14 protein-coding genes are annotated in these 15427 nt (G+C 38.8%); 9 read left to right on the plus strand and 5 right to left on the minus strand.

Annotated features, from left to right (window positions below; genetic code table 11):
- The first annotated feature begins 95 nt into the window (after positions 1-95).
- The 4 genes from DV428_RS04165 (at position 96) to hflC (ending at position 4438) form a co-directional block, all read left to right on the plus strand.
- Positions 96-1427, plus strand: a complete 1332-nt coding sequence (locus DV428_RS04165; protein ID WP_053466053.1) for an anaerobic C4-dicarboxylate transporter — start codon at positions 96-98, stop codon at positions 1425-1427.
- Between the two features lie 59 nt (positions 1428-1486).
- Positions 1487-2194 (plus strand): 4'-phosphopantetheinyl transferase family protein, encoded by a 708-nt coding sequence (locus DV428_RS04170; protein ID WP_114908784.1) that lies wholly within the window; start codon positions 1487-1489, stop codon positions 2192-2194.
- A gap of 121 nt (positions 2195-2315) precedes the next feature.
- Positions 2316-3551: an FtsH protease activity modulator HflK gene (gene hflK, locus DV428_RS04175; RefSeq protein WP_162790770.1), complete on the plus strand. Its 1236-nt coding sequence runs from the start codon at positions 2316-2318 to the stop codon at positions 3549-3551.
- The gene (gene hflC, locus DV428_RS04180; protein WP_005639909.1) at positions 3551-4438 is read left to right on the plus strand and encodes a protease modulator HflC; all 888 of its coding nucleotides are present in this window, start codon (positions 3551-3553) and stop codon (positions 4436-4438) included. Before hflK ends, hflC begins: the two co-directional genes overlap by 1 nt.
- 42 nt (positions 4439-4480) lie before the next feature.
- Here the strand turns inward: hflC and DV428_RS04185 are convergent, their stop codons facing one another.
- From DV428_RS04185 to DV428_RS04205, 5 genes are all read right to left on the minus strand, one after another.
- Positions 4481-4915 (minus strand): methyltransferase family protein, encoded by a 435-nt coding sequence (locus DV428_RS04185; RefSeq protein ID WP_114908786.1) that lies wholly within the window; start codon positions 4913-4915, stop codon positions 4481-4483.
- Between the two features lie 63 nt (positions 4916-4978).
- Positions 4979-6442 carry an N-acetylglucosamine-specific PTS transporter subunit IIBC gene (nagE, locus tag DV428_RS04190; RefSeq protein WP_114908787.1) on the minus strand — a complete coding sequence of 488 codons (1464 nt, stop codon included), beginning with the start codon at positions 6440-6442 and terminating at the stop codon, positions 4979-4981.
- A gap of 87 nt (positions 6443-6529) precedes the next feature.
- Positions 6530-7657 (minus strand): N-acetylneuraminate epimerase, encoded by a 1128-nt coding sequence (locus DV428_RS04195; protein ID WP_053466063.1) that lies wholly within the window; start codon positions 7655-7657, stop codon positions 6530-6532.
- 123 nt (positions 7658-7780) lie between these two features.
- Positions 7781-9631, minus strand: a complete 1851-nt coding sequence (locus DV428_RS04200) for a TRAP transporter large permease subunit (protein ID WP_114908788.1) — start codon at positions 9629-9631, stop codon at positions 7781-7783.
- Between the two features lie 71 nt (positions 9632-9702).
- Positions 9703-10689 (minus strand): sialic acid TRAP transporter substrate-binding protein SiaP, encoded by a 987-nt coding sequence (locus DV428_RS04205; RefSeq protein ID WP_114908789.1) that lies wholly within the window; start codon positions 10687-10689, stop codon positions 9703-9705.
- Positions 10690-11047: 358 nt separating this feature from the next.
- Between DV428_RS04205 and DV428_RS04210 the strand changes: the two genes are divergently transcribed.
- The 5 genes from DV428_RS04210 to nagB all read left to right on the plus strand — a co-directional run bounded on the left by DV428_RS04210 (position 11048) and on the right by nagB (position 15411).
- Positions 11048-11734: a putative N-acetylmannosamine-6-phosphate 2-epimerase gene (locus DV428_RS04210; protein ID WP_005646238.1), complete on the plus strand. Its 687-nt coding sequence runs from the start codon at positions 11048-11050 to the stop codon at positions 11732-11734.
- A 44-nt stretch (positions 11735-11778) separates the two neighbouring features.
- A complete protein-coding gene (locus tag DV428_RS04215) occupies positions 11779-12681 on the plus strand; it encodes an N-acetylmannosamine kinase (protein ID WP_114908790.1) in 903 nt (300 codons plus the stop codon).
- A complete protein-coding gene (locus DV428_RS04220; RefSeq protein ID WP_005625613.1) occupies positions 12674-13540 on the plus strand; it encodes a MurR/RpiR family transcriptional regulator in 867 nt (288 codons plus the stop codon). Before DV428_RS04215 ends, DV428_RS04220 begins: the two co-directional genes overlap by 8 nt.
- Before the next feature lie 10 nt (positions 13541-13550).
- Positions 13551-14429 (plus strand): N-acetylneuraminate lyase, encoded by an 879-nt coding sequence (gene nanA / locus DV428_RS04225; protein ID WP_114908791.1) that lies wholly within the window; start codon positions 13551-13553, stop codon positions 14427-14429.
- Positions 14430-14607: 178 nt separating this feature from the next.
- Positions 14608-15411, plus strand: a complete 804-nt coding sequence (nagB, locus tag DV428_RS04230; protein WP_009500377.1) for a glucosamine-6-phosphate deaminase — start codon at positions 14608-14610, stop codon at positions 15409-15411.
- The last annotated feature ends 16 nt before the right edge of the window (positions 15412-15427 follow it).

The following is a 15427-nucleotide window of genomic DNA, read 5'->3' on the forward strand; positions in this document are numbered from 1 at the left end:
TTTAATTCAATTCTTGCTCTAAAATTTAAAAAATATCTAGTTTTATTCCTCAAAAAGGGTATTATTTTTACAGTTTTTTTATTTTTGAGGTACTTATGCTTTATTTAGAATTTTTATTCTTATTATTAATGCTTTATATGGGAAGCCGTTACGGCGGTATCGGTTTAGGTGTCGTGTCTGGTATCGGTCTTGCTATCGAAGTTTTCGTATTCCGTATGCCAGTAGGGAAAGCACCAATTGATGTAATGCTCATCATCCTTGCAGTGGTAACTTGTGCATCCATACTTGAAGCAGCTGGCGGTTTGAAATTTATGTTACAAATTGCTGAACGCATTCTTCGTAAAAATCCAAAGCGTGTCACTTTACTAGGCCCATTGGTCGTGTATTTATTAACGTTTATGCTTGGTACTGGTCACTCTGTTTACACAATTATGCCAATCATCGGTGATGTTGCATTGAAAAACAAAATCCGTCCAGAGCGCCCAATGGCAGCGTCTTCGGTAGCATCTCAATTAGCGATCACATCTAGTCCACTCTCTGCAGCCGTTGTCTTCTATCTAGGTAAAATTACTGCTATGCCAGGTTTTGAGCATATTAGTTTGTTAGATATTATTTGTGTGACAGTTCCTGCAACCTTAGCGGGTACGATAGCGCTTTCCTTATACAGTATGCGTCGTGGTAAAGAGTTGGAACAGGATCCTGAATATCAACGTCGTTTACAAGATCCTGTATGGAGCGAACGTATTTTAAATACCACAAGCACAACATTGAATGAAACCCTTCCACAAGGTGCTAAAAAATCAGTGTATTTGTTCTTATTAGCATTGGTGGTGATTGTTGCAATTGCGATGATTCCTGAAATTCGTACTATCGGTAGCGGAAAAGCGATTTCCATGTCGCTAATCATCCAAATGATGATGCTTTGTTTCGGTGGTGTGATTTTACTTGCAACGAAAACGAATCCTCAAATCGTGCCAAATGGCGTGGTATTTAAGTCAGGTATGGTAGCTGCTATTGCGATTTATGGTATTGCTTGGATGAGCGATACTTACTTCCAATACGCAATGCCAGAATTTAAAGCCGCGATTACTGATATGGTTCAAACTTATCCTTGGACGTTCGCATTGGCATTATTTGCAGTTTCTGTCGTAATTAATAGCCAAGCTGCGACTGCAGTCATGTTATTACCTGTGGGTATTGGCTTAGGTATTCCTGCGCCAATCTTGGTTGGTTTAATGCCTGCAACTTATGCCTATTTCTTTATTCCAAATTATCCATCAGACATTGCAACAGTAAACTTTGACGTAACGGGTACAACGAAAATTGGTAAATATTATTTTAACCACAGTTTCATGGTGCCAGGTTTAATTGGGGTTGTTGTTGCTTGCTTGGTCGGTGTTTCTGTGGCGGAATTAGTGATTCGCTAATTTACACACAAACTAAATCCTTTTAATATAAAAGCACCTTTGAATGGTGCTTTTATTTTATGACAACCTACATCGCCTACGGCAATATAAATCAACCTTTTTCTTTGGAGTCGTTACCCGATGAACTGATTCCAGAAAATCTGTATCAAATTGAAACGGATAGCTCGCGTGTTTTTCAGCGTCATCAGTGCCGTCGGCTTGCTCACTTATTACTTTTCCAACTTCTAAAAATATCAGGAAAATCCACCGCACTTTTATCTCAAATTCATCGTACTGAAAGTGGCAGACCTTATTTTCTTGATGAGCGAATAGATTTTAATATTAGCCATTCTGGTGATTGGGTGGCGGTAATATTAGATATTAGAAATGAAGAAAAAAGTGCGGTGGGAATTGATATTGAATTTCCTAAAATAAGAAATTTTACGGCGTTGATGGAACATATTGCACCAAAAGAAGAAATTGATTGGTTTCATCATCAGCAGGATTCTTTGAACGCTTTTTATCGTTGTTGGTGTTTGAGAGAGGCTGTATTGAAATCTCAAGGATTTGGGATCGTAAAATTATACAATGTTCGTCATTTCCCTAAACAACAAAAAATTTTTTCAGATTATTGTCCGCAGGGGCAGTTGTGGTTTACTGACGAACTCCCTGTTTATTTAGCTGCTTTTGTCAATCATCAAGAAAAATTACCGCACTTTTATGAATGGAGTGGGGAAAGTTTACAGATAAAAGAACTTCAAAAATGCGTTCTTTATGATGTGAATTAATCAAGAAAATCCTTATGTAAAATCAAGGATTTTTTATTGCCTAAAAAGCCTTGTATTTTCATAGACGCGCCCCATTTATTTAGCTAAACTCTTAACAATTTTTTGACAAATGGAGAATGAAATGTCACAGAACGGTTCAGATCGCGATCCTTGGAGTAAACCAGGGCAAAGCAATGACCAACAGCCGGGAAATTCATCCAATAATAATGGATGGAATAACAATCAAAATCGTGGGAATCAAGAACAGTCTCCGCCAGATATTGAGGAGATTTTTAATAACCTTCTCAGAAAATTAGGTGGTGGAAATAAAAAGAGCGGTCAAAATAATGGTAGTTCTCAAAACAATACGCCATTTAATTTTGGAAAAGTGGTGCCGCTTGCCGTGGCGATTGGTGCGATTATTTGGGGCGTAAGTGGTTTCTACACTATTAAAGAGGCTGAGCGTGGTGTAGTGCTTCGTTTTGGTGAATTACATTCTATTGTTCAACCAGGTTTGAACTGGAAACCAACATTTGTAGATAAAGTATTGCCAGTGAATGTAGAGCAAGTTAAAGAACTTCGCACACAAGGTTCAATGCTGACTAAAGATGAAAATATGGTTCGAGTAGAAATGACCGTGCAATATCGTGTGCAAGATCCTGCAAAATATCGTTTTAGCGTGACGAATGCGGATGATAGTTTAGGTCAAGCGACTGACAGTGCATTGCGTTATGTGATCGGCCATATGTCAATGAATGATATTTTAACAACAGGCCGTGCGGTTGTTCGTGAAGATACGTGGAAAGCGTTAAATGACATTATCAAATCCTATGACATGGGACTTGAGGTTATTGATGTGAACTTCCAATCTGCGCGTCCACCTGAAGAAGTAAAAGATGCGTTTGATGATGCGATTAAAGCGCAGGAAGATGAACAACGTTTCATTCGTGAAGCAGAAGCCTATGCCCGAGAGAAAGAGCCGATTGCGCGTGGCGATGCACAACGTATTATTGAAGAAGCGACAGCTTATAAAGATCGTATCGTGTTAGATGCACGAGGTGAAGTGGAACGTTTGCAGCGTTTGTTGCCTGAATTTAAAGCTGCACCAGATTTACTGCGTGAGCGTTTATATATTCAAACCATGGAAAAAGTCATGGCAAATACGCCAAAAGTGATGCTTGATGGCAATAATGGTAACAATTTAACCGTGTTACCCTTAGAACAAATTATGGGTAAAAAAGTATCAGCTAAAGCGCCAGCCGTAACAGAAAGAGCGGTAGAATCTGCACCTGTTTTATCACAGCCAGAGCGTATTAATCATTCTTCAAGCCAACTACCAAGCACTGTTGAGCCGATTCGCCAAGGGAGATTTAACTAATGCGTAAATTTTTATTACCAGCTATTTTTGTCATTGCGGCAGTGGTGTATTCCAGTGTCGTGGTCGTGACGGAAGGTACTCGCGGTATTATGTTGCGATTCAACAAAGTACAACGTGATGCAGATAACAAAGTGGTTGTATATGAACCAGGCTTGCATTTTAAAGTGCCTTTGATTGATAGCATTAAAGTTTTAGATGCACGTATTCGTACTTTAGATGGTTCGGCAACACGTTTTGTTACTGTTGAGAAAAAAGACTTGCTAGTAGATTCTTATGTGAAATGGAAGATTAGTGATTTTGGTCGATTCTACACATCTACTGGTGGTGGCGATTATACCCAAGCTTCAAGCTTGTTAAGTCGTAAAGTAAATGACCGTTTGCGTTCTGAAATTGGTACAAGAACCATTAAAGATATCGTTTCTGGTACGCGTGGTGAATTAATGGAAGGTGCAAAAAAAGCTTTAAATTCAGGGCAAGATAGTACGGCGGAATTGGGTATTGAAGTGATTGATGTGCGTGTAAAACAAATTAATTTACCAGATGAAGTATCTTCTTCAATTTATCAACGTATGCGTGCAGAACGTGATGCAGTCGCGCGTGAACACCGTTCTCAAGGTAAAGAAAAAGCAGCATTTATTCAAGCGGATGTAGATCGTAAAGTGACCTTGATTCTTGCTAATGCAAATAAAACTGCACAAGAATTACGAGGCTCAGGCGATGCAGCTGCGGCAAAATTATATTCAGATGCTTTTGCACAAGAGCCACAATTCTTTACTTTTGTACGTAGCTTAAAAGCCTATGAAGCGAGTTTTGCAAATTCTGACAATATGATGATTTTAAAACCAGATAGTGATTTCTTCCGCTTTATGCAGGCACCGAAGAAATAGATTTAGAATTGATAAAAACACCTTCCTTGTGAAGGTGTTTTTTTATAGCCAGCGTCTTACTTTTTGTTTGTAATGACGGTATTCATCGCCAAATTTACTTTCCAAATAGGCTTCTTCTCGGGCTATTTGAACGCGATTCATAACTAGTATAAAGACAATCACACCTAACCAAGTCAAACTATTACCCAACCAAAGAGACCAAGCAATTAACATTAACAGCAAGCTTAAATACATTGGATTACGGCTAAATCGAAATATGCCTGTAGAAACTAATTGTGTTGTGTGTTTAAAGTCATGAGGATTGATGGTCGTTTTGCGGATAAAAAATTGAAGCACACTGCCCCCAGCAATCAAAAATGAAAGTGTAATGACAAAGGCAATAACTGCAAAATGGACAGAATAACTAGCAACTTTTGGCAAAAAATACATTGCTGTGCCAATTAATAAACAGAGTAGTGGTGGTGGAATAAATAACATCGCTAAATCTCATTAATAAAAATGCCGCCTGGTGATAGACGGCATGTAAAGTGCGGTCAAAATTTATTTTAATTTTGCTTTAATCGCTTCTGCCACAAGTTCAGCTTCAGGCCCTAAAATGACTTGTAATCCATCATTACCTAATTTTACATTACCTTTTGAACCCAGCGCTTTAAGTTGATCTTCATTAATATTGTGATGGTCAACTAAAGTTAAGCGTAAACGAGTGATACAAGCATCCACAGTTTTGAAGTTTTCTGAACCACCTAAAGCAGCAATAAATTTCACTGCTCTTTCTTCGCGAGATTGGTTGCTTTGTGTTGGGGCTGCAGCTGTTTCTGCTTTATCTTCACGTCCTAGCGTTTTTAGATTAAAGGCATTAATTGCAAAACGGAACACAAAATAATAGATAGCAAAAAATATAATACCTTGTACAAGTAACATATACCAACTAACGGCAAGTGGGTTGCGGCTAGAAAGTACCATATCCACTAAACCAGCACTAAAGCCGAAGCCTGCAATCCAGTGCATTGTGGCTGCAATGAATACAGAGATACCTGTTAATAACGCATGCAATACATAAAGTACAGGCGCAACGAACATGAATGAGAATTCAAGCGGTTCAGTGATCCCTGTAAAGAAAGAGGCTAATGCACCCGCAAGCATAATTGAGGCCACTTGTACTTTTTGATTTGGTTTTGCGCAGTGATAAATCGCAAGAGCAGCACCCGGTAAACCAAACATCATGACAGGGAAGAAACCAGCTTGATACATACCAGTTACACCCACAGTTGCAGTGCCTTCAGCAATGGATTTAGCGCCGCCCAAGAAGTTTGGAATATCGTTGATACCCGCTACATCAAACCAGAATACGGAGTTTAAGGCATGGTGTAAGCCAACAGGAATTAATAAGCGGTTGAAGAAACCGTAGATGCCCGCACCTACCGCACCTAAATCTTTGATCGATTCACCAAATGAAACGAGCGCGTTAAAAATATGAGGCCAAATATAGAGTAAGGCAAATGATACAGCGATCATCACGAAAGAAACCAAAATTGGGACGAGGCGTTTTCCGCTAAAGAACGAAAGTGCTTTTGGTAATTCAACTTGATAGAAACGGTTATAAAGTTCAGCTGAAATCACACCAATTAAAATCCCGATAAATTGGTTATTGATTTTTTTGAATGCTGCAGGCACTTCACTAATATCAATGTGTTGTAATTGTGCTACACCAGCAGGGGAAAGTAGGGTGGTCACTACGTAGAAACCAACAAGACCTGAAAGTGCGGCGGAACCATGTTTGTCTTTTGCAAGCCCAAAAGCAACCCCCACTGCAAAGAGTAAGCCCATGTTGTCAATAATTGCTGCACCAGATTTAATTAATAATGCCGCTAATTGACTGTTTGCCCCCCAACCATCTGGGTCTATCCAATAGCCAATACCCATTAATAATGCTGCAGCAGGTAAGGCTGCCACAGGCACCATTAAGGCTTGACCGATTTTTTGTGCGTAACTAAGTACACTCATATAATCTCCTTAATTTTTATATTTTGATGAAATCAAAAGGCTTGAGCCCATTCTTGCCTCAAGCCTTATACATTATTCTATGCCAAATTATTCAACGGTCAATTTTTTACCATCGTAGCTAATAGCTTTGACGCTAGTTAACGCTTTACCACCGTCAGTTTCACCACCGATGAGCAATACTTTATTGTTGTAAGACACAGAGAAACCATAGCCAATATTCATTGGTAATTCACCAACGATACTCCATTTACCATTATTTAAAGTATAAACTTCGTTATGCCATGTTTTGGTTAAACCTTTATGCGCATGAAGTTTGCCTTCTTTGAATTGTTTAATTGAACCAGGGAAGTTTGCTCCACCCGTGACTAAATAATGGCCATGGCTATAGCCTGCGAGTGCACCGGCTAAACCATCTTGTGATTTACCTTTTGGCGCAGGTAAGTCAGGTAAGTTTTTCCATTGAACACCTTTAGCAGTGAATTTACCTTGATGAGTTTCTGCGGTACGAAGCCCTGGTTTAACTTCACCATTGACCACTACTAAGTCATTACCTTGGATGGTGAATGCCGCACCAGCACGACCAGAGAATGGAATACGACCTTCATTACGCCATTTATTGGTTGATGGTTCATAGCTCAATAATTCTGTTGTGAAGAAATAATCTTCTGGACGTTGATCGAAATAAGCGGCTGCGATTTCATCTTTTTTCGCTTTATCTTCACCTGCTGCCACGGTGTCTTGGAAGAAACCATTAAATATAGAGAGGTTAGAACCACCTAAAATATAAACTTTATCACCGTGAGATGCGCTGCTTGAGCCCACTAAACCACGCGGAGAGCGAGTAGGAAGTTTCACCCAAGTATTATCAGCTGGATTGTAGCTGTAAGCATCATTAACAAGTTGGAGTTCGCCTTTTTCATTTTTTTGCAAACCACCGAATACATAAAGTTTTCCATCTACGGCTGCTGCAACAGGTTGATTACGTTCACCACCAGGGAATGCTGCAATTTCTTTCCATTGTGCAGCAGGATCTTTTAAGTCTAAAGAATAGAATTTATCGCCACCAGAACCTAAGCCTACATATACGGTATCTCCGATGAGTGCGCCCGTTCCGCTTTTGATGCCTACTGGTAAATCTGGATAGGCTTGTGCGCTAGCTGAAAATGCAACAGTTGCAAAAAGTGCGGCGCATAATGCTGTTTTTGTCAATTTCATAATAAACCTCATTTATTAAGTTATGTTTATGGATTGCTATTCATAAAACCGCATTGAATAGGATTTATTTTATAAAAAAAGTGCGGTTATAAAAGCCTTGCTTTTTTTAACCGCACTTTAGTGTTAAGACATCAATAGATTTGGCACAAAAGTAATGATTTGTGGGAAAATCGTAATTAATACTAATGTTAAGAATATTGGGATTAAGAACGGCAATATACCTTTAGCTACAGTAGATACAGACATATTACCCACACGCGCCACCACAAAGAGAGCCATTCCCATTGGTGGGGTTAAGATACCGATCATCATATTCAAGGTAGTCATTACACCGAAGAATACTAAGTCGATATTAAATTGCATTGCGATTGGAATTAACATTGGTAATACCAAGAATTGCAATGCTAATGCATCAATGAACATACCCAAGAAGAGCAAGAGCGCATTGATCATGACTAATACCATAAGTGGAGAATCAGCTACGGCAACGAATACATCTGCAATACGCATTGCAACTTGTTCACGTGCGATCATATCTCCGAAGAAGGTTACAGTCATAATCATTAATGCAACCACACCAGTAATTGCCATAGCTTCAACACAGCTATTAAAGAGCATTTTCATGGTTAATTCTTTATAAACGAATTTACCAATGATGACGGAATAAGTTGCGGCAACAACAGCAGATTCTGTTGGGCTAAATAAGCCAGAGAAGATACCACCGATAATGAGTAATGGGGTTAAAATTGCCCAGAATGCTTTTTTGAATGATGTGCAAAGTTCTTCTCGAGTTGCTTTTGGTGTTCTTGGATAACCACGTTTTTTAGATACGTAGTAGTTCATGATCATCAAGGCAATCGTAACGAGTACGCCTGGTACAAAACCTGCAACGAAGAGTTTTGCAATGGATTCGTTAGCGATTACTCCGTAAATAATCATGGCGATACTTGGTGGAACTAATGGACCGATGATACAAGAAGCTGCAGTGATACCACCACAAATATCATCATCATAACCTGCATCACGCATAGCCTTGATTTCTAATTGACCTAAGCCACCCGCATCAGCAAGTGCAGAACCAGACATACCTGAGAACAATAAACTTGCGCCAATATTTACATGCCCCATACCACCAGTGTAGTGACCGAGTAAGGCTTTCGCAAAATTAAAGATACGTTCTGTGATACCGCCAGTATTCATTAAAATACCCGTTAGGATATAAAACGGCACAGCAAGTAATGAGAAACTATCTAAACTCATGGTTAGTTTTTCGGCTGCTGCGTTTACCACGTTCCATCTGGTCATTGAGAAATAGAGTAATGTGGTGATAAATAATGACCAACCTACTGGAACACCAAGGAACATAATAACTAGCCAGAATATTAGGGCAACGTATACAGAGTTAGAACCAAATTTCACATATTCTGTAATGCGTAATACTTTGTACCACTCTGGGAAAGTAAACAAAATGCCTAGTAAAATGACCGCACTTAGAATAAAGAAGGTTGCAGGTAAATAGCTTTTATCTTCTTTAAAATTGTCTGCTTGTGCTTGGAAGAAGCGCACTAACATTAGGATAGAAATGATCGGTAAAGAAGCGTAAATCCATTTTTCTGAAATTCCACCTAATGCATCAATCGGGAAACTAGAGCCAAGGAAAGTTTTGATACCAAAATGAATAAAGAAAACAATACCAAGGAAAATCACTAGCTGTACAAAAGAGTTTGCGACTTTTTTAACTGAAGGTGGCATTAAATTGGTTAAGAAATCAATGTAAACGTGTTCTTGTTTGCGAATTGCCACGCTAATACCGAGCATTCCTACATAAACAAACAATAGTTTAGCGAGTTCTTCACTCCAAATTAACGGCGAGTGGAAAGCTTGACGGAATAGAATTTGGGCTACAAGAATACCGAAGATGACAAGGAACAGTGCGCCACCAATCCATTCTTCAAGTTTGTTAAAAAATTTCATACTTCACTCCGAGAGATTGTGGAGAACGAAAATGAGTGCGCCAACCAAATTGCTGGCGCACGTGATAGAGATTATTTAAGAGCTTGGATTTCTTTTAATGCTTTTTCACCTTTCTCACCAGTTTGTTTTATAAACTCAGCATAGAATGGTTTCATCGCATCTTTGAATGGCGTTAAATCAGGGTGAGTCACTTTAACACCTTGTTTTTCAAAGAATGTCACTAAATCTTTTTCGCCATCTACGAATAATTTAGTGTGGTATTTTGCTGCATTTTCTGCGGCATCTTTTACAACTTTTTGAAGATCTTCAGGTAATTCTTTATAAGTTTCGTTACTCACTAAATAAAGTTGGTCATTCAAAATGTGATTAGTCATCGCCAAGAATTTTTGCACTTCATAGAATTTTTGCGCTTGTACTGTTGCTAATGGGTTTTCTTGACCATCTACAGAGTTAGTTTGAAGTGCAAGATATACTTCAGAGAATGCCATAGGTGTTGGAGATGCGCCTACATATTTTGCGTACGCCAAGTTAGTTGCAGCATTTGGTACACGAAGTTTTAAACCTTTCATATCTGCAATGCTGTTGATTGCTCTATTTGAAGTTGTTTGACGTGTACCATTATAAGCTTGAGAAAGTAGAGTAACACCAAGATCTTTATCCATTTTCTTAATTAAATCTTTACCAAATGCGGTGTCAAATAAGGCTTTTTGTGCAACGTTGTAGTCGGTGATGACATAGGGTAACGCGAACACTGCTGCTTCAGGATAGAATAATTGGAAACGAGCTGATTCAGCAAAAGTAAAGTCAAGAGAACCGTCTTTTAATTGTTTTAACATTGCACGGTCATCACCAAGTTGTGAACTTGGATAAAGTGAAACTTCAATTTTACCATGTGATTTTTCTTTTACTTCTTTTGCAAACATTTCTGCTGCTTTGTACTCATTAGATGAAGTACCCGCATTCATACCAAATTTTAAGTCATAATCTGCGGCAAAAACGGCTGAAGAAACGCCTAATGTGATAGCAGTTGCAAGGAAAAGTTTAGTAAATTTCATAATGTTCGCTCCTGTGTGAACCTATGTTGATATAAGCCATTATTGGCTCAGCTTAAAAGTGAATACTTGATGTTTTAGACATCAAAAAACGACTCGGACGTTATTCTAAAGTAAAAAAATACTTTTTGAACTAATCTTTGAAGTTTTATTTCAAAATTGAGAGGTTGATCACATTTGCAAAAAAATACTTCAAAAAAACTTTTAAAATGGAGTTATGTTTTTATATAATGCCAAGCACTGACGAAAATGGGGGCTCAGTTATATTTTTGAGGATGATTGAGCCTAAATAATGCTAACGCCTAGATGGCTTGTAATAAAGCATTTGAGCATTATCGGCCTCAATATATTTAGGAGTGATATTATGTCGAAATTATCTCATCAAGATGTGCTTTCTCAAATTCAATATGGTCTCATTGCTTCTTGCCAACCTGTTGATGATGGCCCAATGGATAAACCAGAAATTGTTTCTGCTATGGCCCAAGCTTCTGTGGCTGGTGGCGCATCAGGTTTACGTATTGAAGGTGTAGATAACCTTAAAGCGACACGTCCTTTTGTAAACATTCCAATTATCGGTATTGTAAAACGCGACTTACCTGATAGTCCGATTCGTATTACGCCATTTCTGCAAGATATTGAAGATCTTGCCAATGCTGGGGCTGATATTATTGCGGTAGATGGTACTAGCCGTCCTCGCCCAGTTGATATTGAAAGTGCGGTGAAAAAAATTCATGAAATGGGCTGCTTGGCAATGGCAGATTGCTCTAATTTAGAAGAAGGCTTGTATTGTCAAAAACTCGGTTTTGATATCGTGGGAAGCACAATGTCTGGTTATACAGGTGGTCCAGTTCCCGAAGAACCTGATTATCAATTAGTGAAAGATTTAAAAGCTGCAGGTTGTTTTGTGATGGCAGAAGGTCGCTATAACACGCCTGAATTGGCAAAAGTGGCCATTGAAATTGGCGCAGATTGTGTCACTGTTGGTTCAGCCTTAACTCGCCTTGAGCATATCGTGAGTTGGTTCGCTAATTCTGTGAAATCTGCAAGATAGTCGTAAGACATGTGAGAAAATACTTCATACTATAAGGATAAGTTATGCGTTGTTTAGCTCTAGACATTGGCGGTACAAAAATCGCAGCGGCTATCGTAAAAAATGGCGAAGTTGAACAACGCCAACAAATTCATACGCCGCGTGAAAATGTGGTAGAAGGAATGCATCAAGCATTGGAACAACTTCTTACTCATTATGTGGGGCAATTTGATTATGTGGCGGTGGCTTCAACAGGCATTATAAATGACGGTGTTTTAACCGCACTTAATCCTAAAAATTTAGGTGGTTTGAATCAATTTCCACTAAAAGAAAGTATTGCTAAACACACGGATAAACCAATTGGTTTATTAAATGATGCACAAGCCGCGACTTATGCGGAATATCAACTTCAAGATCCAGAGAAAGTATCAAACTTTGTTTTTATTACAGTTTCTACTGGCGTGGGTGGTGGTGTCATCTTAAACCAACAATTACAAACTGGTCCAAAGGGAATCGCAGGACATATCGGACATACATTAGCGGATCCAAATGGCCCAATGTGTGGTTGTGGTCGTCGAGGTTGTGTAGAAGCCGTTGCAGCAGGGCGTGCAATTGAAGCAGTGTCTTCCCAATGGGATGAGCCTTGTGAGCCAAAAGAAGTTTTTGAATGTTTTAGAAAAAATGATGAAAAAGCTACCGCACTTATAGAACGTTCAGCCCAAGCCATTGCTAATTTAGTGGCGGATTTAGTGATTGGATTGGATGTGCAAAAAGTCGTTATAGGCGGTAGTGTCGGGTTGGCTGAAGGTTATTTACCATTAGTCAAACGTTTCTTACAGGCTATGCCTGCTGTATATAGTTGTGATATTGAATCTGCTAAATTTGGTCAAGATGCAGGATTAGTGGGCGCAGCTTATTGGGTGAAAGATGTTCTGCTTGATAAACCACAAGGAACAATTTATGGCTAAATCCGGAAATGTGTTAAACACCATCAGTTCGCTTTACCACAGCCTAACCAAATCAGAGAAAAAGATTGCCGATACGATTTTGCGTTCCCCTGATTTGGTGTCTCAATGCCCCCTTTCAGAAATCGCTAAGCATTTGGAAGTTGGAGAAGCCACACTTGTCCGTTTTTGTCGAACCATTGGTTTTAAAGGCTTCAGCGATTTTAAATTAGAACTGTCCATTGAGCTTGCCACAAAAGATAACAATGATGAAACTGTGCTCGAAACAGAAATTATGCCGAGCGATGATTCTTTAACGATTGCACAAAAGTTGCAAGCGGCAGTTTCTAATGTAATGGAAGAAACGGTTAATTTATTAGATTTAAAACAGCTTGAACAAGTTGTTAAAGCCATTAAAAAAGCACGTCGTATCTTTTTATTCGGCGTGGGATCATCTGGTGTGACAGCTGAAGATGCGAAAAATAAATTGATGCGCATCGGTTTCCAAGTGGATGCAACAGGCAATAATCATTTTATGTATATGCAGGCAGCATTACTTACGTCTTCTGATGTGGCAATTGGTTTAAGTCATTCCGGCTATTCCGCCGAAACAGCACACACTCTCAAAATTGCTAAACAAAATGGCGCCACGACAGTGGCATTAACTCACAGTTTGCGTTCACCCGTTACAGAATATGCTGATTATGTTTTGGTAAATGGTAATAAACAAGGGAAATTACAAGGTGATTCCATTGGTACCAAAATTGCACAGCTTTTTGTATTAGATTTAATTTATGCTTTGTTAGTGCAGGGCGAAGAAGAACTTGCAGCTCAAACCAAGCAAAAAACTCTCAATGTGATTCTTGAACAACGTATAAAATAGGAGAAAACTTATGCGTGATTTAAAAGGTATTTTCAGTGCATTATTAGTGTCATTTAATGAAGATGGCACAATTAATGAAAAAGGTTTACGTCAAATTATTCGCCACAATATCGACAAGATGAAAGTTGATGGTTTATATGTGGGTGGTTCAACAGGCGAAAACTTTATGCTTTCAACTGAAGAGAAAAAAGAAATTTTCCGTATTGCAAAAGATGAAGCGAAAGATCAAATCACGCTAATTGCTCAAGTGGGCAGCGTAAACTTAAAAGAAGCCGTTGAATTAGGTAAATATGCAACAGAATTAGGCTACGATAGCTTATCTGCAGTTACTCCGTTCTACTATAAATTTAGTTTCCCTGAAATCAAACATTATTACGACACCATTATTGCAGAAACGGGCAATAATATGATCGTGTACTCTATCCCGTTCTTAACTGGCGTGAATATGGGAATTGAACAATTTGGTGAACTTTACAAAAACCCGAAAGTATTAGGGGTAAAATTCACAGCAGGTGACTTCTATTTATTAGAACGTTTGAAAAAAGCTTATCCAAACCACTTAATTTGGGCTGGTTTCGATGAAATGATGTTACCTGCGGCTGCACTTGGTGTGGATGGTGCAATCGGTTCGACTTTCAACGTAAACGGTGTTCGTGCTCGTCAAATTTTTGAATTAACCAAAGCGGGTAAATTAGCCGAAGCGTTAGACATTCAACACGTAACCAATGATTTAATCGAAGGCATTTTAGCGAATGGTTTATATTTAACCATTAAAGAATTGCTTAAATTAGAAGGTGTGGATGCGGGTTATTGCCGTGAGCCAATGACAGCAAAAGCAACAGATGCTCAGCTTGCAAAAGCAAAAGAGTTGAAAGCAAAATTTTTATAATTAATGGAATATCGTGAGAACCTAGGGGAGTGATTTCCCTAGGTTACTCATAATTTATCCCTATTGGGGTAGCAATTCTCGTTTCCTGCTTCTCAGTTTTTCTATTTCGTAGTGGGGAACCATTATGTTTAACCGTTGGTTTGTTTATTCACGGTATTGAAAATAAAGGAAGTATAGTATGCGTCTTATCCCTCTACACAACGAACAACAGGTGAGTCGTTGGGCTGCCCGCCATATTGTTGATCGTATCAATCATTTTAATCCTACGGCTGAACGCCCTTTTGTTCTAGGTTTACCAACTGGTGGCACGCCATTAAAAACTTACCAAGAATTAATCGCACTTTGTAAAGCGGGAGAGGTGAGCTTTAAGCATGTAGTAACATTCAATATGGACGAATATGTGGGTTTACCAGAGGAACATCCTGAAAGTTATCATAGTTTTATGTATAACAATTTCTTCAATCATATCGATATTCAGCCAGAAAATATCAATATTCTTAATGGCAACACGGATGATCATGATGCGGAATGTCGCCGTTATGAAGAAAAAATTAAATCTTACGGAAAAATTAATTTATTTATGGGCGGAGTAGGCAATGATGGTCATATAGCCTTTAATGAACCAGCATCATCATTAAGTTCCCGTACTCGTATTAAAACGTTAACTCAAGACACGCTGATCGCAAATTCACGCTTCTTTGATAATGATGTGAATAAAGTGCCGAAATATGCTTTGACTATTGGTGTAGGCACATTATTAGATGCTGAAGAAGTGATGATCCTTGCGACTGGCCATCATAAGGCGCTTGCAGTTCAAGCTGCTGTAGAAGGTGGTGTGAACCATATGTGGACAGTGAGTGCACTTCAGCTACATCGCCATTTTGTGTTAGTTTGTGATGAGCCAGCACAACAAGAATTGAAAGTAAAAACGGTTAAATATTTTACTGAATTAGAACAACGCGCCATTCATAGCGTGTTATAAGCACCTACCGCTCAAA

Origin of the sequence: Haemophilus haemolyticus (genome assembly GCF_003352385.1) — a bacterium.
Taxonomy (GTDB): Bacteria; Pseudomonadota; Gammaproteobacteria; order Enterobacterales; family Pasteurellaceae; genus Haemophilus; species Haemophilus haemolyticus_I.